The sequence below is a fragment of the Acinetobacter sp. AOR14_HL genome (genome assembly GCF_027855175.1).
Taxonomy (GTDB): Bacteria; Pseudomonadota; Gammaproteobacteria; order Pseudomonadales; family Moraxellaceae; genus Acinetobacter; species Acinetobacter calcoaceticus.
Genome location: NZ_JAKTII010000005.1, coordinates 291,290 through 312,884 on the forward strand (window position 1 = coordinate 291,290; position 21,595 = coordinate 312,884).

General features: G+C 40.6%; 18 protein-coding genes, 1 tRNA gene and 2 pseudogenes. 7 read left to right on the plus strand and 14 right to left on the minus strand.

The annotated features are described in order from the left end of the window. Positions 1–22 precede the first annotated feature (22 nt). The 6 genes from queF to MKL38_RS06510 form a co-directional block, all read right to left on the minus strand. Positions 23–835: an NADPH-dependent 7-cyano-7-deazaguanine reductase QueF gene (gene queF / locus MKL38_RS06485; protein WP_198077551.1), complete on the minus strand. Its 813-nt coding sequence runs from the start codon at positions 833–835 to the stop codon at positions 23–25. Then, the gene (locus tag MKL38_RS06490; protein WP_270902847.1) at positions 832–1,605 is read right to left on the minus strand and encodes an ABC transporter permease; all 774 of its coding nucleotides are present in this window, start codon (positions 1,603–1,605) and stop codon (positions 832–834) included. Before MKL38_RS06490 ends, queF begins: the two co-directional genes overlap by 4 nt. After that, positions 1,602–2,537, minus strand: coding sequence for an ABC transporter ATP-binding protein (locus MKL38_RS06495; RefSeq protein ID WP_003650650.1), 936 nt, complete (start codon positions 2,535–2,537; stop codon positions 1,602–1,604). Before MKL38_RS06495 ends, MKL38_RS06490 begins: the two co-directional genes overlap by 4 nt. 116 nt (positions 2,538–2,653) lie before the next feature. After that, positions 2,654–2,730 (minus strand) — tRNA-Arg (locus MKL38_RS06500). Positions 2,731–2,831: 101 nt separating this feature from the next. Beyond that, entirely contained in the window at positions 2,832–3,464 is a 633-nt protein-coding gene (locus MKL38_RS06505) for a hypothetical protein (RefSeq protein ID WP_270902848.1), read from the minus strand. A 148-nt stretch (positions 3,465–3,612) separates the two neighbouring features. Next, positions 3,613–4,299 carry a 3'-5' exonuclease gene (locus tag MKL38_RS06510; RefSeq protein WP_004643492.1) on the minus strand — a complete coding sequence of 229 codons (687 nt, stop codon included), beginning with the start codon at positions 4,297–4,299 and terminating at the stop codon, positions 3,613–3,615. Between the two features lie 247 nt (positions 4,300–4,546). On the opposite strand from MKL38_RS06510, the gene MKL38_RS06515 reads away from it, so the two are divergent. Then, positions 4,547–5,776: an alpha/beta hydrolase gene (locus MKL38_RS06515; protein ID WP_270902849.1), complete on the plus strand. Its 1,230-nt coding sequence runs from the start codon at positions 4,547–4,549 to the stop codon at positions 5,774–5,776. Between the two features lie 23 nt (positions 5,777–5,799). Here the strand turns inward: MKL38_RS06515 and MKL38_RS06520 are convergent. Continuing rightward, positions 5,800–5,962: pseudogene (locus MKL38_RS06520) on the minus strand (hypothetical protein). Between the two features lie 59 nt (positions 5,963–6,021). Here MKL38_RS06520 and glyA point away from each other — a divergent pair. Continuing rightward, a complete protein-coding gene (gene glyA / locus MKL38_RS06525) occupies positions 6,022–7,275 on the plus strand; it encodes a serine hydroxymethyltransferase (RefSeq protein ID WP_003650657.1) in 1,254 nt (417 codons plus the stop codon). 62 nt (positions 7,276–7,337) lie between these two features. On the opposite strand, the gene MKL38_RS06530 is transcribed toward glyA, so the two are convergent. The 3 genes and pseudogenes from MKL38_RS06530 to adeF all read right to left on the minus strand — a co-directional run bounded on the left by MKL38_RS06530 (position 7,338) and on the right by adeF (position 13,232). After that, positions 7,338–8,813 carry an efflux transporter outer membrane subunit gene (locus MKL38_RS06530; protein ID WP_270902850.1) on the minus strand — a complete coding sequence of 492 codons (1,476 nt, stop codon included), beginning with the start codon at positions 8,811–8,813 and terminating at the stop codon, positions 7,338–7,340. Between the two features lie 12 nt (positions 8,814–8,825). Next, positions 8,826–12,005 carry a multidrug efflux RND transporter permease subunit AdeG gene (gene adeG, locus MKL38_RS06535; protein WP_270902851.1) on the minus strand — a complete coding sequence of 1,060 codons (3,180 nt, stop codon included), beginning with the start codon at positions 12,003–12,005 and terminating at the stop codon, positions 8,826–8,828. Between the two features lie 6 nt (positions 12,006–12,011). Then, positions 12,012–13,232, minus strand: a pseudogene (gene adeF / locus MKL38_RS06540) (multidrug efflux RND transporter periplasmic adaptor subunit AdeF). A gap of 197 nt (positions 13,233–13,429) precedes the next feature. Here adeF and MKL38_RS06545 point away from each other — a divergent pair. The 5 genes from MKL38_RS06545 (at position 13,430) to MKL38_RS06565 (ending at position 17,698) form a co-directional block, all read left to right on the plus strand. Continuing rightward, entirely contained in the window at positions 13,430–14,458 is a 1,029-nt protein-coding gene (locus tag MKL38_RS06545) for a LysR family transcriptional regulator (protein WP_005039338.1), read from the plus strand. Between the two features lie 174 nt (positions 14,459–14,632). Then, a complete protein-coding gene (locus MKL38_RS06550; RefSeq protein WP_005046083.1) occupies positions 14,633–15,418 on the plus strand; it encodes an ABC transporter substrate-binding protein in 786 nt (261 codons plus the stop codon). A gap of 91 nt (positions 15,419–15,509) precedes the next feature. Further along, complete coding sequence (locus tag MKL38_RS06555; protein WP_005039343.1) at positions 15,510–16,199, plus strand: ABC transporter permease; 690 nt, start codon at positions 15,510–15,512, stop codon at positions 16,197–16,199. Continuing rightward, positions 16,196–16,909, plus strand: a complete 714-nt coding sequence (locus MKL38_RS06560) for an ABC transporter permease (protein WP_045125742.1) — start codon at positions 16,196–16,198, stop codon at positions 16,907–16,909. The genes MKL38_RS06555 and MKL38_RS06560 overlap by 4 nt, the downstream gene beginning before the upstream one ends. A 12-nt stretch (positions 16,910–16,921) precedes the next feature. Next, positions 16,922–17,698: an ABC transporter ATP-binding protein gene (locus tag MKL38_RS06565; RefSeq protein ID WP_017387976.1), complete on the plus strand. Its 777-nt coding sequence runs from the start codon at positions 16,922–16,924 to the stop codon at positions 17,696–17,698. Between the two features lie 73 nt (positions 17,699–17,771). Here the strand turns inward: MKL38_RS06565 and abeS are convergent, their stop codons facing one another. From abeS to MKL38_RS06585, 4 genes are all read right to left on the minus strand, one after another. After that, positions 17,772–18,101: a multidrug efflux SMR transporter AbeS gene (gene abeS / locus MKL38_RS06570; RefSeq protein ID WP_003650669.1), complete on the minus strand. Its 330-nt coding sequence runs from the start codon at positions 18,099–18,101 to the stop codon at positions 17,772–17,774. A 247-nt stretch (positions 18,102–18,348) separates the two neighbouring features. Then, a complete protein-coding gene (locus MKL38_RS06575) occupies positions 18,349–18,600 on the minus strand; it encodes a YfhL family 4Fe-4S dicluster ferredoxin (protein WP_045430122.1) in 252 nt (83 codons plus the stop codon). 2 nt (positions 18,601–18,602) lie between these two features. Then, positions 18,603–19,973: a prephenate-dependent tRNA uridine(34) hydroxylase TrhP gene (gene trhP / locus MKL38_RS06580; protein ID WP_270902852.1), complete on the minus strand. Its 1,371-nt coding sequence runs from the start codon at positions 19,971–19,973 to the stop codon at positions 18,603–18,605. Between the two features lie 56 nt (positions 19,974–20,029). After that, positions 20,030–21,496 carry an aminotransferase-like domain-containing protein gene (locus MKL38_RS06585; RefSeq protein ID WP_270902879.1) on the minus strand — a complete coding sequence of 489 codons (1,467 nt, stop codon included), beginning with the start codon at positions 21,494–21,496 and terminating at the stop codon, positions 20,030–20,032. Between the last annotated feature and the right edge of the window lie 99 nt (positions 21,497–21,595).

The following is a 21,595-nucleotide window of genomic DNA, read 5'->3' on the forward strand; positions in this document are numbered from 1 at the left end:
GTATATCCTCAAATTATTCGTTTTATTGTCGTGCCAATCGAATCGGTTTTGGCATCCATGAAAGATCCGATACTCGGCAAGGGTTAATATCAAGTCCGCCGCGACGAGTATAAGTTGCATAAACCATCAGCTTTTCAGGCTGTAGATTTTGCCAAATATCGGCAAAGATCTGCTCAACACACTGTTCGTGAAAGCCGTTATGCTGACGGTACGAGATAATATAAGCTAAAACACTACGATAACAAGGTTTTTTGCCTTTAAAACGAATAAAAACTGTACCCCAATCCGGTTGTCCCGTGACTGGGCAGTTGCTTCTTAAAAGATGAGAATACAATTCAACTTCGACTTCTTCACCAGAATCATCGAGTTTTAAGAGAGTGGCATCAGGATGCTGTTCTAAACGATCTGGAGTGAGGTCATCAACACAAATACCTTGAGGTTTAGAAATCTCTAAATCATCTACCTGAAATAGGGTTAACTCAACTTTTGCACCAGCCGCAGCAGAGAGATCTTTTTCAACCGTTTCAATAAATGATTGTTTAGACTCAAACTGAGTGAAATTAAGACTATTGAAGTAAAGTTTTAATGACTTAGATTCAATCAAATTCGGTGAAGATGCAGGTAGCGTAATTCTGCCAATAGCAACTTGCGGAATAGCATGAGCGTTTAACCATGAAATTTCAAAAACATGCCACCAATCTTTACCTTGTGTGATGCCTTCAATATGTGAGTAGGCTTCACGAGACTGAGCACGGGCAATTGGAAATAAAACATCAGGTTGATAGTTAGTTGGATATTGGGTTTCTTTACCCAATAAAGACTGTTCGACACTCATTCACGCATTCCTGAACCACGAGCAAGTAAATAGTAAGCAATTCCGTAAAGTACAACACAGCATGATGTCACAATGATTAAAGAGAATGAAACATTCACATCGCTATGACCTAAAATGCCGAAACGGAAAGCATTAACCATATAAACAATAGGGTTAATTAAAGAAAGTTTTTGCCAAAAAGGACTAAGTGCACTAATGGCATAAAACACACCACCTAAATAAGTTAAGGGTGTAAGAACAAAGGTTGGAATAATAGAAATATCATCAAATGATTTTGCATAGACTGCATTAATAAAACCACCTAATGAGAAAAGAACCGAAGTAATTAAGACGGTATATATAGTTACGAACCAGTTGTGTATGAAAAGGTCAGTAAAGAACATGCTCATTGCAGTTACAATTGCACCAACTAATACACCACGGCAAATACCACCAATCACATAGCCCCACAAAATAATATGTAGTGGCACAGGACTCATGATGAGTTCTTCAATGCTTTTTTGGAATTTTACGCTAAAGAAACTGGAAGACACGTTGGCATAACTATTGGTAATGACAGCCATCATAATTAAGCCAGGCACAATAAATTGCATATAGCTAACGCCACCCATTTGTCCAATGCGTGAACCAACCAAATTACCAAAAATGACGAAGTACAAACTCATTGTAATTGCTGGTGGTAATAAGGTTTGTGGCCAAATGCGTAGAAATCGGCGTACTTCTTTACGAACTATGGTCCAGAGAGCAATTTGCAGTTGGCTAAAATTCATTTTGCCTCTCCTTCAAGATTTTTCTCGACCATTTTGACAAATAACTCTTCTAGACGGTTCGATTTATTACGCATACTGTGAACACGAATACCTTGAGATTCTAATAACTGGAATAGGTCATTCAATGTATGCGCTCTATCCATCGTTACTTCTAAAGTATTGCTATCAATTAAGTTGAATTTGACACCAATAATGTTTAACTGGAGCGGCCCAATTGGTTCGGCTAAATCGAAGATAAATGATTCTTCATTGAGCTGATTAAGGAAGCTCTTCATGCTGGTATCTTCTTTAATTACACCGCGGTCAATAATTGCAATGCGACGACACAACATTTCTGCTTCTTCTAAATAGTGGGTCGTTAAAATAATAGAAGTACCGCTTTCGTTCATTTCGGTTAGAAAATCCCACATAGAACGGCGTAATTCAATGTCTACACCAGCAGTAGGTTCATCTAAAATAAGCAGTTTAGGCTCATGCATCATGGCGCGGGCAATCATCAGACGACGCTTCATACCACCAGACAGCATACGTGCTTGTATATTACGTTTTTCCCACAAACCGAGTTTTTCTAAATAATGTTCGGCACGTTTTTCTGCAATCTTCTTATGGATACCGTAATAGCCAGCTTGAGTGACTAAAATATCGAATGTTTTTTCAAACTGCCCGAAGTTAAATTCTTGAGGAACGACGCCAAGCTGCTGTTTTGCCAGAGAAGGATGGGTATCGAGGTTGTGCCCAAAAATCTCAACTGTTCCTGAGGTTTTTTTTGTGAGGGAGCTGATAATACCAATGGTTGTTGATTTGCCGGCACCATTTGGGCCTAACAACGCATAAAATTCACCTTCAGGCACAGTGAGGTTAATACCTTTTAACGCCTGAAAACCATTACGATATGTTTTGGACAAATCTCTTAAAACCAAAGCATCAGTCATGAAATTCTCACATTATGAAAGAGGGGTATATTTTGAGCGATAATGATTAATAAACCAAGTAAAATAGTCGGAATTTTATAAAATTAAGATAAATTGAGAAATTATTATATAAAAGCTGGTGCGCCCGGCGGGGATCGAACCCACGACCCCAGGTTTCGGAAACCTGTACTCTATCCAACTGAGCTACGAGCGCATGTGTGGGGCACATCATAGGAAAAAAACACTTGCAGGTAAAGCACGAAATACATGCCAAGTGATTTTAATGCTTAATTAAACAGCAAGTTGTTCAATATTTTATATGCTTTGTGACAGAAGCTGAATTGAATAGTTAATTGTACGTAAAGCTCTTGCAAGTTCTTGAGGGGGAATGCGTGATTCTTGTAAATTAGTAATCCATTGCATTTGACATAATTTAAGCTCTTGTATTGTTGCAGTTTTCTCTATTTTTTGAACAAGTGGTTTAGTCATTAGTCCGCAATAGCTGCTAAGTGTTTTTATCATTAACTGTTGTATTTCTTCGAAAGAAAGAGCCTCAGAAGATATTACTGGTTGAAAATATGTAGTACTGGACTGATCTAAAGTTTTTTGCTCGGAAAGTTGGATTTCTCCAACAAGATGAGGGGAATGCAGTATAGAACTATCAACAGATTCTTTTTGATTTTCTTCTACTTTATTTATGGCTGATGTTTTTAGAATAATTTCTTCATTAGTAGATGTATCGGTAGAGGCAATTGGAGCAATAAGTTTTAAGTCTATAAGTTGTTGAATAAGTTCTGGAGATGCAATACGTTTTTTAAACTCACCATTTAAGTTCTGAAAATCTTCATGGTCTATTAAGAGTAATAAACGTCTTTGTTTTGCATTTAAAACAATATTGCGTTGTTGAAGCGCAACTCTTCCCAAATTGGTTCTATAAAAACCAGCCATTATTTTTCCCCAATATAAAAAATAAATCAGACTGTCCAATCTTCTGAGTCGAACAGTACTGTTTTTAATAAAATATAAATGGGGTTAACAATAAAACCTAAAAATGACAATATGATGAATAATCTATAAATATCATTTGGTTAAAATATTAAAAGGCACTTTCTAATGCTTTGCGAAGATAGACATCAAGCTCATCTTGGCGTAGTAGCCATTGAATATAGTCTTTAGGAAGTTCAGCAATTGCTGTGCCTTTATGCTTACCAAAGTTAACAGTAGTGGGGATACGTGCTTCTTCAGAAACTCGGTAGAGCTCTTCAATATCTTGAATATTTAAATGATAGACAATATGCATCAAAATATTAGCAGTCAAAATAATATCGGCATCGGCACGGTGAGCACCTTTAAGCATTTCCCGAGCTTTGCTGCTGCCTTGAGAAATCATATAGATGAGTGCTGAGATATTATGAGCCTCTGCATCTGCCCAAACTTTACGTGCTAAAGCCAAAGTACAAATCGGTTTAATATTCGATACATCAACACCACAACGAGCAATCGCGGCAATATCGTAATCAATATTGTGGCCAATAATATAAGTTGTAGTCTCTGGCAATTTAAAGGTTTTATAGTGAGGCTGGTTTTCTAAATCTGTTTCTAATATGTGGTGTACTGCCATCGCAGCATAAGAGATAGGCGCACCCACTTGATATAACTGATCAAACAATTTGCTTTTATCTAAGGTGAGTTTACCTTCATTAAGTTCGATCGGAGCATACGCAATTTCAATAGGCAAACCATTTAGTGTATGAGTTTCTGTATCTAAAATAATGGCTTGCATATCTGGCCCTTTAAATAATTACGAGTAGCTATGAATGGTAACAGTTGGCTATTCACTTTAAAACATGAAGTGCAACTAGAAAGTGATGAGAATGACAATTTATATTAAAAATAGAGTCTTTCATGGATTAATTTCATCAAATAGAACTTGCGAAAAATAAAGATTAGGCGTAATTATTTTTAAGGCATTGGAAAATGTTGATTAAAAAACTAAAGCACAACAAAAATGGAATTTAAGGGATATATCAATGAAAATAAAACTATTAATGACCAGCGTTCTCAGCACGAGTTTATTTTTAGTCGCCTGTGGAGGAGGAAGTAGTGATGATGACTCACCGATTGTTGATCCATCCGGTACTCCTGCCAACAACATACAAAATCCAGTTGTTAAAGTTGATGCTTACACCAGTACCAACTTAGGATCAGTTGCTGCAGAAAGTAGTATTTTGACTTATAAAATGTTGGGCCAAAGTGGGCAAGAGGTGCAGGCAACCAGTTTGGTATTCACACCAAATACACCGCCACCAGCAGGCGGTTGGCCAATTGTAGTTTGGGCACATGGAACCACAGGTGTTGCAGATACTTGTGCACCAAGTAAAGCAGCTTTAGCAGACAGTACAAAAGATTTAATTAGTAAGCTACTTGCAGCAGGTTATGTTGTCGTTGCACCTGACTATGAAGGCTTGGGCACACCAGGAATACATCCATTTTTAAATGTTAAAAGTGAGGCTTTTTCAATTACGGATGCGGTAGTTGCAACACGTAACTATTTATCACAGCGTAATTTATTAACTTCAAAAAAATGGCTTACAGTCGGGCATTCCCAAGGTGGGCATGCTGCGTTGAGCGCTGCACAATATGCGAGTCGTGCGCAGCTAGACTATAAAGGTACGGTAGCGGTAGCACCAGCTTCTAATTTAGGTTTTATTTTAGTAGCAGGGGAGCAATCTGTTGTGAATGCAACTTTGGATAAAAAGATTCCGATGTATGCACAGCTTGATACATATACCGCTCTAGTTACGGCGGGTATGCATAACACACAGCCGAACTTTGATTATTCACAAGTATTTACTTCGCAAATCTCAGGTATTGCCGCACAAGCAGAAACTCTTTGCTCTGGACCATTGGGCCAAGCCTTTGGTGCAAGCATGACTAAGTATGCTACAGACCATAATGGAACACTGGATGGCTATACGCGTACACAACCTAACTTTATGGCAGTGGCGTTGGTTAAAACCTTTTTAGATAAAGATTCGCAGCCGCTGCAAGCAAAAGTCACCACACCGATTATTATTTATCAAGGGGTAGGCGATACGACAGTACCTAAAGTCGCAACGGATATCTTGATATCTAATGCCACAGTAGTAGGTACTAAAATTAATAGTTATGTTACGGGTAATTGGGACCATGGTACGGTCATGAGTACTAATGTAGACAACATCGTTGGAAATGTTCAAACTTTGCTAACAGCACAATAGAGTTATTGATATTTAAAGTATTTTTAACATTGTTGTAAGATAAAGTTAATGATGGGAAAATTAAAAAATATAAGCTTTAAGCGGGCTTTTTAATTGATTTATAAACAATGGCTCATTTTTTATAAAACTTGAGCCATTTTTATTTAAAACTGAGCTAACTTGATTCTGTTTAATTATAAACTTCATGCTACAATATGTCGCAATCTTAGCACGGCTTAAAAGCCCTACTTATAGGACCCCCGCTAATGTTTGCCAATATTTCCATTTCTGAATTTGATCCAGAATTAGCTCAAGCAATTGCTTCTGAAGGTGAGCGTCAAGAAGCACATATCGAGTTAATTGCATCTGAAAACTATTGCTCTCCTGCTGTGATGGAAGCGCAAGGATCAAAACTTACGAACAAATATGCAGAAGGTTATCCAGGTAAACGCTATTATGGCGGTTGCGAATATGTGGATATTATTGAGCAAATGGCGATTGATCGTGCTAAAGAACTTTTTGGTGCAGATTACGCAAACGTTCAACCACACGCTGGTTCACAAGCTAACTCTGCTGTTTATCTAGCGCTTCTTAACCCAGGCGATACTGTTTTAGGTATGAGCTTGGCTCACGGTGGTCACTTGACTCACGGTGCAAAAGTAAGCTTCTCTGGTAAAACTTATAATGCGGTTCAGTATGGTCTAAACTCTGAAACAGGCGAGATCGATTACGAAGAAGTTGAGCGTTTAGCATTAGAGCACAAGCCACGTATGATCGTTGCTGGTTTCTCTGCTTACAGCCGTGTTGTAGATTGGCAACGTTTCCGTGACATCGCGGACAAAGTTGGCGCTTACCTTTTTGTTGATATGGCTCACGTTGCTGGTTTAGTTGCTGCGGGTGTATATCCAAACCCAGTTCAAATTGCTGATGTAACCACAACTACGACTCACAAAACACTTCGTGGTCCACGTTCTGGTTTAATCCTTGCGAAAGCGAATGAAGAAATCGAGAAAAAACTTCAATCAGCTGTATTCCCTGGTAACCAAGGTGGTCCATTGATGCATGCGATTGCTGCTAAAGCAATCTGCTTCAAAGAAGCAATGTCTGATGACTTCAAAGCTTACCAACAACAAGTTGTGAAAAATGCTCAAGCTATGGCTGAAGTATTAATCGCTCGTGGTTATGACGTTGTTTCTGGCGGTACTGACAACCACTTATTCTTGTTATCTTTAATCAAACAAGACGTAACTGGTAAAGAGGCAGATGCTTGGTTAGGCGCTGCTCACATTACTGTTAACAAAAACTCAGTTCCAAATGATCCACGCTCTCCATTTGTGACTTCTGGTATCCGTATCGGTACTCCAGCAGTAACAACTCGTGGTTTCGGTGAAGCTGAAGTTCGTGAACTTGCTGGTTGGATCGCTGACGTGATTGACAGCAAAGGTGACGAAAAAGTTATTGCTGACGTAAAAGCAAAAGTTGAAACTGTTTGTGCAAAATTCCCTGTATACGCACAATAAGTTGTAGATATAAAAAAAGCGCCATATGGCGCTTTTTTTATATCTAGTTAATTACGTAAGAATTAACTTTTAGTTTTTAGCGATGAATCTGCATCATGCCATCCACCACCTAATGCCCGAATTAAATCTACACTAGCCATCATTCTGCTGCCGTTAAGCTGAGCAGAAAGTTGTTCTTGTTGCAAAATAGTACGGTCAGAATCAATTACATCAAGATAGCTAATAGCACCTTCTCGATAACGTAGGTGAGAAAGCTGATTTGCGTGACGAGAAGAAGAGAGTGCTTGGTTTTGAGCTTGAATTTGTTGATCGAGAATACGTTGATCGGACAACCCATTTTCGACTTCACGAAATGCATTTAGCACAGTTTGGCGATAGTTTGCGATGCTTTCTTCATAGGCGGCTCGTGCTTGAGCAACTCCAGCTTTACGTTGCCCACCATCAAACAAGGGTAAAGATAAAATAGTGCCTGCGACTGGCCCAAGCAAGAATGTGCGGCTCGACCATTTACCCAAATCACCTAAAGTTGATGATTCATAACCAAGAGCACCTGTTAGATCTAGTTTTGGAAAAAAAGCAGCGCGTGCAATTCCAATACGCGCATTATCTGCTGCCATAGCACGTTCAGCAGCAGCAATGTCAGGCCGTCTTTCAAGCAAAGTTGAAGGTAGACCTGCTGGAAGGCGAATGCTGTTTGTTGCTAATGGTTGAGCTGCTAGATTGAAGTCAGCTGGCGTTTTTCCAAGTAAAACCGCAAGTGCATGTTCCGCAGTTGCTCGGTTACGGGCAATCGTTAGTGCATTGGTTTGGGCTGTAGCCAGTTCAGTCTGTGCGCGAGAAACATCTAATTCACTGACTAAACCATTGCGAAATCGAGTTTGAACTAGATCTCGAGTCTCACCAAGTAACTTAATAGTGCGATTATAAATTACTTGTTCAGCATCAAGCTGGCGAATTAGAAAATAGCCTTGAGCAACATCTGCTTGTAATGCTAAAAGTGCAGACTGGTATAACGCTTCTTGTTGCTGTACATCAGCTGTTGCTGCATTGACACTACTAGCAATACGACCAAATAAATCGAGCTCATATGAAATACTCGCTTGAGCACGCCATAAAGTTTGTGCAGATGTATGGGCATTGTCATCTAAACCCAGTGAAGCGGGAGATGGTTTTTGGCGAGTTGGGCCAAAGCCAGCACCAATACTTGGTAAGCGTTCCGCTTGCGCTGCTGAACGTAATGCACGTGAAGCCTGAATATTGGCAGCCACCGCTTTAAGGTTTTGGTTGCCAGCAATTGCTTGTTGCTCTAGTTCGTTTAACAGTGGGTCATTAAAAACACGCCACCATTCGCCACGTGATTGTGCATCGGCAGGTTGAGCAATTTTCCAGTTGCTATCTTCAAGTTTAGGGTCTGACTCTTTAAATTTAACAGGAACTATGACCTTTGCAGGTTGATATTCCGGAGCCAATGAGCAGCCTGCAAGGAGCAGGCTTCCCATGAGTGAGGACACTAACCATTTTTGTTTTGATGATGTCATCAAATGTCCTCCTTAGTGATCATGTGGGTTAGCTAATGGCGCTTCATGAACGGCTGCCGAATGCAGTTTATGTTTGCTGTTGAGTGTACGAATCAGGACATAAAAGGCAGGGGTGAGGAATAAACCAAACAACGTTACCCCGATCATGCCGAAGAACACGGCAATACCCATGGCATGACGCATTTCAGAACCTGCACCTGTTGAGGTAACCAGTGGGACTACACCCATAATAAATGCAATTGATGTCATTAAAATTGGGCGTAAACGCAGACGACTCGCTTCAACTGCGGCATTAAATGCAGTTGCACCTTGCATTTCAAGTTCCCTTGCAAATTCGACAATTAAGATGGCATTTTTACAGGCCAGCCCGACTAGTACCATCAGACCAATTTGCGTAAAGATGTTGTTATCTCCACCCGTAAGCCAGACACCTGTCAGAGCCGCCAAGATTCCCATTGGCACAATGAGGATCACAGCTAAAGGCAGAGTTAAGCTTTCGTATTGTGCTGCCAATACCAAGAACACGAGTAATACACTGATTGGGAAAACCCACAGTCCTGCATTACCAGCCAAGATTTTTTGATAAGTTAAATCAGTCCATTCAAACTTAATGCCGCGTGGTAAGGTTTGAGCAGCAATACGTTCAACAGCAGCTTCAGCTTGGCTAGATGAATAGCCCGGTGCAGGGCCGCCGTTAATGTCCGCTGAGGTATAGCCGTTATAACGCACCACCATTTCCGGACCATAAGTTTGAGTCACGTTCACCAATGAAGATAAAGGCACCATTTGTCCGGCACTGTTACGGGTTTTTAACTGCAAAATATCTTCAGGGTTCGCACGGAAAGGAGCATCGGCTTGAGCACGAACCTGATAAACACGACCAAAGCGGTTAAAGTCATTGACGTACTGAGAGCCTAAATAAATCTGCATGGTGTTAAAAACATCGGTTACAGCCACACCTTGCTGCTTGGCTTTTACACGGTCCAGATCTACGTTCAGCTGAGGTACGTTAATTTGATAACTTGAGAACATTGGACCAAGTTCAGGGGCTGATTGTGCCGCTTTCATAAAGTTTTGTGCAGCATCGTTCAAAGCTGAATAGCCTAAGGCACCTCGGTCTTCGAGTTGGAGTTTAAAGCCGCCCATGGTCCCTAAGCCCATCACTGGTGGCGGTGGGAAAACCGCAATATAGGCATCTTGAATGGCTGAATATTTCTGGTTGAGAGCACCAGCAATTGCATTTGCAGATAAGTCTTTGGCCTTACGTTCATCGAATGGCTTTAAGGTCACAAAGACAATACCGGCGCTTGAGCTGTTGGTAAAACCGTTAATTGATAGACCTGGGAAGGCAACAGCACTTTCTACACCGGGCTGTTTAAGTGCGGTGTCACTCATTTTACGAATCACTGCTTCGGTACGATCTAAAGACGCGCCGTTTGGTAATTGAGCAAAGCTAATCAAATATTGTTTGTCTTGAGCGGGAACAAAGCCACCCGGAACAATATAAGAAATACCAACGGTTAAACCTAAAAGTGCTGCATAGACACCCATTGCCGATGCTTTATGGGAGATAACACGACTTACGCCTTTACCATAGTTGTCTGACGCATGGGTAAATACGCGGTTAAACAGCGCAAAGAAACGTCCAAATACACGGTTCATAAGGCGTGTTAAAGCATCTGGTTTAGCGTCATGTCCTTTCAGTAACATGGCTGCTAAAGCAGGAGAGAGCGTAAGGGAGTTAAATGCCGAAATGACAGTTGAAATGGCAATGGTCATGGCAAATTGTTTATAAAACTGCCCTGTTAAACCCGTCATAAAGGCTAGCGGTACGAATACTGCAACGAGGGTTAAGGCAATCGCAATAATTGGGCCACTCACTTCTCGCATGGCGCGATAAGTTGCATCTCTTGGGCTTAAGCCAGCTTCAATATTCCTCTCGACATTTTCGACGACGACAATCGCGTCATCGACCACAATGCCGATGGCAAGTACCATCCCAAACAGTGATAACGCATTGATGGAATACCCAAAGGCAAGCATAAGTGCAAATGTACCAATAATAGAAACCGGTACTGCGAGCAATGGAATAATCGACGCACGCCATGTTTGTAAGAATAAAATAACAACCACAACAACCAGTGCAATTGCTTCAAGTAAAGTATGAACGACTGCTTTAATACTAGAGCGTACGAATTGAGTTGGGTCGTAAACAATGTCGTATTTAATTGAAGATGGGAAATCTTTTGAAAGCTCCTTCATCGTGCTACGCACTTGATCGGATACTTGCAATGCATTGGCACCAGGTGCTTGGAAAATTGGAATCGCTACAGCTTGTTTATTATCAAGCAATGAACGCAGGCCATATTGTGAGGCTGCAAGTTCAACACGAGCAACATCACCCAATCGGGTGACCGCGCCATCGGGTGCAGTTTTTAAAATAATGTCTGCAAATTCTTGCTCAGTGGTTAAACGACCTTGAGCATTCACTGAAAGTTGTACAGGTGAATTGGTTGGTGACGCACCAATTGTACCTGCCGCAACCTGAATATTTTGTTCACGGATTGCATTCACAATTTCAGTGGCTGTGAGATTACGTTGCGCTACTTTTTGTGGGTCGAGCCACACACGCATAGCGTAGTCACCAGAACCAAATAAACCGACTTCACCTACACCTTGTAAGCGTGCCAAACGATCTTTTACATTCAGTACAGCGTAGTTACGTAAGTAAGTCATGTCATAGCGGTTATCTGGTGAAGTCAGATGTACAACCATGGTTAAAGTGGGAGAACTTTTTAAGGTGGTGACACCTAAACGCTGTACATCTTCAGGTAAACGAGGCATTGCCTGAGACACGCGGTTTTGAACCAATTGTTGAGCTTTATCTGGGTCAATACCGAGTTTAAAGTTCACTGTAATGGTTAAGTTACCGTCGCTGTTCGCTTGAGATTGCATATACAGCATGTCTTCTACGCCGTTAATCGATTCTTCAAGCGGAGAGGCAACAGTTTCGGCAATTACTTTTGGGTTTGCACCCGGATATTGAGCACGTACCACCACAGATGGCGGTACAACTTCTGGATATTCGGAAATCGGTAACTGGAATACCGACAGTAGACCAGCGAGTAAAATCAGTACTGATAAAACACCAGCAAAGATTGGCCGATCAATAAAGAATTTAGAAATATTCATATGTGATTAACCTTTTGCCGGAGTTGATGTTTTTTCTGCTGGCTGAGGTTGAGGTGTGTTGGTACTCGCAGTGATTTGTGCATTCGGCATCGGGACGAGGTGTGGCGTAACAGGGTCACCCGGACGAATACGCTGTAAACCATTCACCACAATACGGTCGCCCGCTTGTAATCCGCTATTCACGATTTGTAAGCCATCTTGTTGTGCACCGATTTTTATTTCACGGTAAGCCGTCTGATTTTTAGCATCGACAACAACGACAAAGCGTTTATCTTGATCGACCCCAATGGCTGTTGGGCTAATGAGAATCGCTGAACGTGGTTGGCCACCACCAAGACGAATTCGAGCATATAAACCCGGTAATAAAACTCCGTTTGGATTGTCGAAAGTCGCTCGAACACGAATCGTACCTTAGGTTGTATCTAGGTTATTGTCGATTGAGTTGATGGTTCCCTCACGAGAAAAACCAGTTTCATTGGCAAGTCCCATATAGACAGGAACTTGTGCAGAATTACGTTGGTTACTGATGTATTTCAGGTAAGTTTGTTCATCAACATCGAAAGATGCATAGAGACGCGATACAGACACTAAACTTGTTAAAACTTGTGCTCCGTTGCCAGCAGAAACAACATTACCCACGGTTACTTCGGCACGCGAAATTCGACCGCTAACTGGTGCAGTAATACGGGTATATTCCAGATTTAAGCGTGCAGATTGAACGGCTGCTCTGGCTGCTTGTAGGTTGGCACTGGCTGAGCGTGCATCATTTTCTGCCAGATCAAGCTCTTGGCGTGATACAGCATTACTTTGAATTAGACGTTGAATACGGGAAAGATTGGTTGCTGTATAGGTGACTTGCGCTTCGGCTGAAGCAAGTTGTGCTTGTGCACGATTGAGTTCTGCTTCAAATGGACGAGGGTCAATTGTAAAAAGTAACTCGCCTTTTCTAACCAGACTCCCATCTTTAAAATGAACGGCAATGAGTTTGCCCGAAACCTGAGGCCGAATATCAACTTGATCAATGGCTTCTAAGCGACCGGAATATTCTTGCCAGTCGGTAATGGTTCTGCTGACGACAGGAGAGACATCAACAGTAGCAGCTTGTTGGGCTTGGGTCGGTGCAGCTTTTGCATCGGCATTTTCATGTAGAAATATAAAACTGCCTCCTGTTGCTAAAAGGGCAACAAAGATGGCAGACAGTGCGAACTGTTTGCGGGAAAATGACATGAGGTGCTCCTACTTATTTGGATACCTGTTTTCAGACTTTTAATTATGGTCCGTATGGGAGAAACAGGGTTTGGGGGATGGACGGAGCATAAAAGTTTGTCAATCACGAATAAATATATTAAATTCGATAACACTATTCGTATTTTTATAACAATTGATGTATTTGAATTAAAAAATGCATTGATAGGAGTGTGCGTGTGGATCTATTTCATGCCATGAAAGTATTTAACAAAGTTGTCGAAACAAATAGTTTCAGTTTAGCGGCTGACAGTTTAGGCCTACCGCGTGCTTCTGTGACCACAACCATTCAGGGTTTAGAGAAACATTTACAAGTTCGCTTATTGAACCGAACCACTCGTAAACTCAGTTTGACACCCGATGGTGCGGTTTATTATGAACGTACTTCGCGAATTTTAGCCGATGTTGAAGATGTCGAATCGAATTTTCATGACTCGGAACGTGGACCACGAGGCCGACTACGTATTGATGTTAAAGCCTCGATTGGGCGGCTGATCCTGATTCCGATGCTTTGTGATTTTCATGCCAAGTATCCCGATATTGATTTGGTGATTGGAATGAGTGATCGTCCAGTCGATTTGGTACAAGATGCGGTGGACTGTGTCATTCGTATTGGTCAGTTGAAAGATTCAAGTTTGGTTGCACGTCGTATCGGAACAATTCAGTGTGTGACTGTTGCTGCACCTAGTTATTTGGCTGAACATGGTGAACCGCAAACCATTGATGATCTACAAAAACATCAGGTCGTGCATTACTTTAATAGTCGTACCGGACGTAATATCGACTGGGATTTTATGGTTGATGGTGAGATTCATAGCGTTGGCGTGAAAGGGCGCGTTTCTGTTAACGATGGTGATTCATATGTTGATTTGGCTGTACAGGGTTTTGGCTTAATTCAATGCCCATATTATATGGTAGCAAAACATCTGGAGGATGGCTCACTCAAGGAAGTGCTGACTGAATGGTTGCCAGCACCCATGCCAATATCAGTCGTTTATCTACAAAACCGTCATTTATCGCCTAAAGTTCGAGTATTTGTTGATTGGGTGGCCGAATTATTTGCAGGTTGTCCATTGTTGAGTGGTTGCTCAATGGTATGGGATCAGAAATGTGAATTTGCCAGTGCCAAAGAACATAACCATGAATACACCATTCGGACATTGGTTGAAAATGAAAATATGGCAGAGGCTTATACACTCAAAAATTAACCTCGCAGTTTGAGTGATTTTTCAACATTTAATCAGTTGGTACAATCCATTGCTTAGACATCTTCATAAATCCTTAACTTATGGTATAGAAATTGCAATTATTTCGGCAGAAGAGTAATTTAGAAATACTCAAGTTTTTATCACCTTATTTGGATTTTAAGGAGAAGCTTCAAGATGGCAAGCTTTATGAAAAAAATGTTCGTTTCAACAACCTTAGTTTTGGCTGCTGTTGCGACGAATGTTCAAGCAAAGGATTGGAAGGTGATTCGTTTTGGTACTGAGTCCTCTTATGCGCCGTTTGAATATAAAACACCGGATGGTAAGTTAACTGGTTTTGATGTTGATTTGGGTAATGCCATTTGTGCAAAACTCAAAGCCAAATGTGTTTGGGTTGAAAACTCTTTTGATGGGATGATTCCAGCACTTAAAGCGAAAAAATTTGACGGCATTCTTTCATCAATGACGGTCACTGATGAACGTGCAAAACAAATTTTGTTTAGTAGCAAAATCTACAATACGCCAACGCGCATGGTTGCAAAAAAAGGCTCGCCGTTATTGCCTACAGCTGCCTCTTTGAAAGGTAAACGTGTAGGTGTACAACAGGGCACAATTCAAGAAACTTATGCTAAAACCTATTGGGCAACAAAAGGTGTAACCGTTGTACCTTATCCAGTCCAAGATTTGATTTATCAAGATATGATGTCAGGTCGTTTAGATGCAACTTTACAAGATGCAATCATGGTTGACGGTGCTTTCTTAAAACAACCAAAAGGCAAAAACTTTGCATTTGTCGGTGGCAATGTAGTTGATGCAAAAACACTGGGTGTAGGCGCAGCGATTGGTTTACGCAAAGAAGATGCAGATTTGAAAGCGAATATTGATAAAGCACTCGCAGCAATCATTGCGGATGGTACATACAAGAAACTAGAGAAAAAATATTTCTCCTTTAACATTTACTAATGATGTGAAAAATGTCGGCTTAGTGCCGACATTTTTAAATCTATTCTCATCTCATCAATATTAGATATTGTTTTTAAGGAGAAGATGAGTCATGTTTTTATCTGGCTATGGGCCACTCCTTCTCAGCGGGACATGGATGACCCTCCAGCTTGCGCTGTTGTCACTTTTGCTTTCTGTCATTATTGGCTTGATTGGTGCGAGCTCAAAACTCTCTAGTTTTAAAGCCTTACGCTATATTGCGACCGCCTATACCACACTCATCCGTAGTGTGCCTGACTTGGTCATTATGCTGTTGTTATTTTATAGCTTGCAGTTGGGTCTAAACCAAATTACTGAATCACTGCAAATGGATCAAATTGATATCAATCCTTTTGTGGCGGGTGTGATTACTTTAGCGTTCATTTATGGTGCATATTTTACCGAGACCTTTCGTGGTGCATTTCAATCTGTTCCAACGGGTCAAATTGAAGCAGCAATGGCCTATGGTATGACCCCTTGGCAGGTTTTTCGACGTGTATTATTCCCTCAAATGATGCGTTTTGCATTGCCAGGTATTGGCAATAATTGGCAGGTCTTGATTAAGGCAACCGCACTGGTTTCTATTATTGGCCTGACTGACATTGTAAAAATTACCCAAGATGCAGGTAGAAGTACCATGCAACTGTTCTTTTTCAGCATCGTGGCTGCCGCGATTTATTTGGCAATTACCACTGTGTCGAACCTCATTTTAATGTGGCTTGAGCGTCGTTATTCTGCTGGTGTGAGGAAGGGACAATTATGATTGAAATCCTTCAACAATATTGGCAGGCCTACCTTTGGACCGATGGTTTACAAATGACCGGAGTAGCGATGACTGCTTGGTTATTGGTGCTTTCTATTGGTATTGGTTTTGTACTTGCTGTGCCTTTATCACTTGCACGAGTATCAGAAAATCTTTGGTTGCGTGGCCCAGTTTGGTTGTATACATATATTTTTCGTGGCACACCACTGTACATCCAATTGCTGATTATTTACTCAGGCATTTACAGCTTTGATTACATCCATGAACATCAGACGCTTGATGCGTTTTTTCGAGAGGGCATAAATTGCACCATTTTGGCATTCGCGCTCAATACTGGTGCATATACGACTGAAATCTTCGCTGGGGCGATTCGTTCTATTCCACATGGCGAGATTGAAGCTGCACAAGCTTTTGGAATGTCAAAATGGAAACGCTATACCCGCATTATTATTCCATCGATGTTGCGCCGTGCTTTACCATTTTACGGTAATGAAGTCATTTTAATGTTGCATGCAACAACCATTGCATTTACAGCAACTGTTCCTGACATTTTAAAAATTGCGCGTGATGTGAATGCGGCAACCTATGACACCTTCAATGCTTTTGGAATTGCCGCAGTGTTGTATGCGATGCTGGCATTTATTTTGATTTGGCTATTTCGTAAGTTGGAAAAACGTTGGTTGGCATTTTTAAAGCCATCGAATCATTAGGAGACATAAATAATGGAACAAGTTGCAAAACTAGTGATTCGTGATTTACATAAGACATTTGGCGATCATGAAGTACTTAAAGGGATATCACTTGATGCAAATGCTGGTGATGTCATTAGTATCATTGGTTCATCTGGTTCAGGTAAAAGTACCTTGCTACGTTGTATTAACTTTTTAGAACAACCAAGCAATGGCACTATTAAACTTAATGGTGAAAAACTACGCACAGTCTTTGATAAAAAAGGCAATTTAAAAGTGGTTGATCCAAAGCAACTACAAAAAATGCGTACCCAGCTCATGATGGTATTTCAGCATTTTAATTTATGGTCACACATGACGGTGCTAGAAAATGTGATTGAAGGGCCAATTCACGTACTTGGGGTAAAACGTGCTGAGGCAGAAGAACGTGCGCGGAAATATCTACGCAAAGTTGGTTTGCCTGAAAGCGTTGAAAGTAAATATCCTGCATTTTTATCTGGTGGTCAACAGCAACGTGTAGCGATTGCTCGTGCTTTGGCTATGGAACCGGAAGTTATGTTGTTTGATGAACCAACCAGTGCGCTTGACCCAGAGCTCGTGGGTGAAGTACTCAAAGTAATGCAGGGCTTGGCGGAAGAAGGACGTACCATGATTGTGGTGACACATGAAATGGGCTTCGCACGTCATGTGTCTAATCAAGTAATTTTTTTGCATCAAGGGAAGATTGAAGAACAGGGTCATCCTGATGAAGTACTCAATAATCCGAAAAGTGAACGCTTAAAGCAGTTTCTAACAGGCAGTTTAAAATAAGCTGTTCATACCGAGTATGGTGAAATTTTTTATAAAAGATTCTCACCATACTCGATTGTTTTTTAATTATATTTTATAGATGAGTATTTTTAGAAAACACATTAATAATGATAATGCCTGCGATCATTAAAGTAAGACCAATGCAGGCTGCCAAGTCTAAATGCTGTTTATAAAATATCCAGCCAATTGCAGAAATTAAAATAATACCTGCACCCGACCAAATAGCATATGCAATTCCGATCGGAATTGTTTTTAGCGTCAGAGACAATAAATAAAAAGCAATTGCATAACCCACAACAGTAATAATCGAAGGAATTGGAACAGTAAAACCTTGAGATGCTTTTAAAGCTGAGGTTGCAATGACTTCACAAGCAATCGCAATTGCTAAATAAAGATAAGACATGGGGAGCTGCGCCAGAATGAGTTTTAATCAATCTATATGAAATATTGAAATGGTTAGATCAGTTTTAACGATTGTTCAATTTCTTTGGTACACAAATACAAGTAAATTAAACTGAACTGATCATTTGATTTTATCACTTGCAAAGTGGTCTCAGCTATTTATTCGTTTATTTAATCATTGATCCGTGCAGTCATTTAGAGGATCAGCGACTTTAGCTTGATCCTCTATAAACTTTTTAAAAGATAGATTAGCCGAGCAAATTTAATCCCTTAAATTTATCTAATAGTTGATCTTGGGTTTCAATATGTGCTGGATCTTGTTTTATACAATCGATTGGACAAACCGCCTTACATGTTGGCGCATCGTAAAAGCCTACACACTCGGTACAACGAAGTGGATCAATTTCATAAACTTTGCTCCCTTCAAAAATAGCGATGTTCGGGCATTCAGCTAAGCACATATCACAATTGATACATTCACTTGTAATTAAAAGTGCCATTTTTAACTCGCTGAATAAGCTAATGTCGATGCAGTAATACTTTCCTTTGCATGTGGTAAGTTGCGTACGAGTAGTGCATAACTAATATCAACATCTTGTGAAAGCGGAATTTCAACGAAATGCCCCGAACCTTTGGCATCTATAATTGGGTTACCTTTTAAATCGCGCATCTCGGTTAAGCTAAAGGTAATGTTGCCTTGCGGTGTCATGAGTTCAAGTGAGTCCCCAACCACAAAACGGTTTTTAACCTCAATGCGAATATAGTCGCCGTGACGTTCTAAAACCTCTCCACAAAATTGTTGATAGTCAAAATGTGATGAGCCATCGGCATAGTTTTGATATTCACTGTGCACATGACGTCTTAAAAAGCCTTCGGTATAACCACGGTTTGCCAAACCTTCAAGCTGAGACATTAAGCTTGGGTCAAATGGTTTTCCTGCTAATGCATCATCAATCGCTTTTCGATAAATTTGAGCAGTACGGGCACAGTAAAAATATGATTTAGTACGGCCTTCAATTTTAAGCGAGGCTATGCCCATTTTTGTTAAACGATCTACATGTTGTACAGCACGTAAATCTTTCGAGTTCATAAAATAGGTACCGTGTTCATCTTCTTCGGCAGCAAACATTTCTTCATCATTACGTTGTACTAATAGGGTTTGAGCCGAGGCTGTTTCTGATTGTGCTGATGAGCAGCAAGCCTTTTCTGACTCATTGAGCTGAGTGACTGGAATCACATCACCATTCAAATCTTCTTGGGCTTCATGCAGCTTATAGTCCCAACGGCAAGCATTTGTACAAGCACCTTGGTTGGCATCACGTTTGTTCATATATCCTGAAAGTAAGCAGCGACCTGAGTAGGCCATGCATAGTGCGCCATGCACAAAAACTTCAAGTTCAATATCGGGCACATGTTGCTGGATTTCTTCTATCTCTTCTAAAGACAACTCACGCGATAAAATCACACGGCTTAGGCCGTAATCTTTCCAGAATTTAACAGTTGCCCAGTTAATCGCATTGGCTTGAACCGATAGATGAATTTGTACATCAGGAAAATGTTCACGCACCATCATAATTAAACCCGGATCAGACATAATGAGTGCGTCTGGTTGCATAGCCACAATCGGTTCAAGATCACGAATAAAGTTTTTTAATTTGCTGTTATGTGGCTGAATATTAACCACAACATAAAACTTTTTACCCAAAGCATGAGCTTCATCAATTCCGATTTTTAAGTTGTCATGATCAAAAGCATTATTACGCACACGTAAACTGTAACGTGGTTGGCCTGCATATACGGCATCTGCACCATAGGCAAATGCATAGCGCATGTTTTTAAGTGAACCTGCGGGAGAGAGAAGTTCAGTATTCATAAAATAAAAGGCATAAAAAATATATGGTTTTATTTTATTAACTCTGCATTTTTGATTCAACCTACTGAATTAGTAGGAATTTGGCCTATATCTTTTTGTATGGGTAGCATATTTTTTGCCAACTCTCCTAAGCGCATCAAAGCATTTAACATTTTGGGATTTAACTCAAAACAAGCTGCAATACGTAAACAATGACTAAAACGTTTATCAGCCGAACATAAAATTCCGGGCATACATAAGATTTTTTCATCCATAGCTTGATGAAAGAGTTCCAGCGTATCAATAGATTCGGGCAACTCTAACCATAAAATAAATCCAGCTTGTGGGCGACTGACTCGAGTACCGAGTGGGAAATAGCGACAAATATAAGACTTAATGGTGTCAATTTGTTGTTGATAGCGTTTTTTTAACTGACGTAAATGCAGGTCATAACCACCATTTTCCAAGAAAAGTCCTAAGGTTTCAGTGAGCAAAGCAGGCTCGGCTACCGTTGTTGTAAATTTCAGTTGCTGCACAATATTACGAAAGCGCCCAGCTTCTAACCAACCAATTCGATAGTCGGGTGCTACAGTCTTGGTGTAGCTACTACATACGAGAACCCATCCATTTTGATCAAATGCCTTAATATTGGGTAAGAGAGGTTCGGCTAGTTGCAATTCGGCATACATCGCATCTTCAATAACAGGAACTTGAAACTGATTAGCTAGCTCTGCCAATCGACGGCGGCTGCTTTCAGGCATACTAAAACCGAGAGGATTGTGTCCGGTTGGAATAGTTAAAATGGCTTGTACACTTTGAGATTTTAAGAGTTCTTCAAGCGTATCTAGACACATGCCTGTATGCGGCGAAGTCGGTACTTCTACAATTTTTCGGCCTAAATTATGCAGGAGTGGGTACAAATTATGAAAAGTCGGGATCTCAAGGGCTATGCTGTCACCTGCTTGAGTTGTTGCCATAATCGCGAGACTTAAAGCCTCCATGGTGCCATGAGTCAGCACAATATCATCTGCTGAAAGAAACATACCGAGTTGCAAGCTTCGTCTAGCAATTTGTGTGCGTAGTCGTGTTGACCCTGGTGGTAAGGTATAGCTTTTAAAAATATCTGGTTGTGTACGTAAAACTTGAGCAGTTAAGCGTTTTAAACGTTCAATCGGGTAGAAATTTTCTCCTGAGGGGCAAGCTAGAGCCAAATTAATATAGGCTGGGTCCATTTGCTTTTTAACGATTTGTGCGAGAAAGCAGCTAATGCCAGAAAGGGGAACTTTTTCTTCACTGACATAACGTTCTTCGAGTTCTAGCAAGTTTGAAGGTGCATGACAAACATAGTAACCAGATTGAGGACGAACAGAAATCAAACCTTGATCTTCAAGTTGACGATACGCTTCTTTTACGGTGTTAATGCTGACTTGATAATGGTTTGCACAGTCTCGTATTGAAGGTAGACGTGAACCAATAGGCTGCCTTCCATTATGGATTTGAAGTGTTAAGTCATCACTCACTTTTTTATATTTGTACATATCAATTCATTAAAAAGCCAAAGTAATGGGTACACTTTATAGTGATCTGTTATTTATCTCAAATATTGTGATGACTTTAGGTTGGTCCATTTAATCGATTTCTGA

Bases quoted from the DNA above. Each gene is read 5' to 3' on its own strand.
- queF (WP_198077551.1), bottom strand. From the start codon at position 835: ATGAGTGTCGAACAGTCTTTATTGGGTAAAGAAACCCAATATCCAACT.
- MKL38_RS06495 (WP_003650650.1), bottom strand. From the start codon at position 2,537: ATGACTGATGCTTTGGTTTTAAGAGATTTGTCCAAAACATATCGTAAT.
- trhP (WP_270902852.1), bottom strand. From the start codon at position 19,973: ATGAATACTGAACTTCTCTCTCCCGCAGGTTCACTTAAAAACATGCGC.
- MKL38_RS06510 (WP_004643492.1), bottom strand. From the start codon at position 4,299: ATGCAAGCCATTATTTTAGATACAGAAACTCATACACTAAATGGTTTG.
- MKL38_RS06515 (WP_270902849.1), top strand. From the start codon at position 4,547: ATGAAAATAAAACTATTAATGACCAGCGTTCTCAGCACGAGTTTATTT.
- MKL38_RS06560 (WP_045125742.1), top strand. From the start codon at position 16,196: ATGATTGAAATCCTTCAACAATATTGGCAGGCCTACCTTTGGACCGAT.
- MKL38_RS06505 (WP_270902848.1), bottom strand. From the start codon at position 3,464: ATGGCTGGTTTTTATAGAACCAATTTGGGAAGAGTTGCGCTTCAACAA.
- MKL38_RS06565 (WP_017387976.1), top strand. From the start codon at position 16,922: ATGGAACAAGTTGCAAAACTAGTGATTCGTGATTTACATAAGACATTT.
- MKL38_RS06490 (WP_270902847.1), bottom strand. From the start codon at position 1,605: ATGAATTTTAGCCAACTGCAAATTGCTCTCTGGACCATAGTTCGTAAA.
- abeS (WP_003650669.1), bottom strand. From the start codon at position 18,101: ATGTCTTATCTTTATTTAGCAATTGCGATTGCTTGTGAAGTCATTGCA.
- MKL38_RS06575 (WP_045430122.1), bottom strand. From the start codon at position 18,600: ATGGCACTTTTAATTACAAGTGAATGTATCAATTGTGATATGTGCTTA.
- MKL38_RS06550 (WP_005046083.1), top strand. From the start codon at position 14,633: ATGGCAAGCTTTATGAAAAAAATGTTCGTTTCAACAACCTTAGTTTTG.
- adeG (WP_270902851.1), bottom strand. From the start codon at position 12,005: ATGAATATTTCTAAATTCTTTATTGATCGGCCAATCTTTGCTGGTGTT.
- MKL38_RS06555 (WP_005039343.1), top strand. From the start codon at position 15,510: ATGTTTTTATCTGGCTATGGGCCACTCCTTCTCAGCGGGACATGGATG.
- glyA (WP_003650657.1), top strand. From the start codon at position 6,022: ATGTTTGCCAATATTTCCATTTCTGAATTTGATCCAGAATTAGCTCAA.
- MKL38_RS06530 (WP_270902850.1), bottom strand. From the start codon at position 8,813: ATGACATCATCAAAACAAAAATGGTTAGTGTCCTCACTCATGGGAAGC.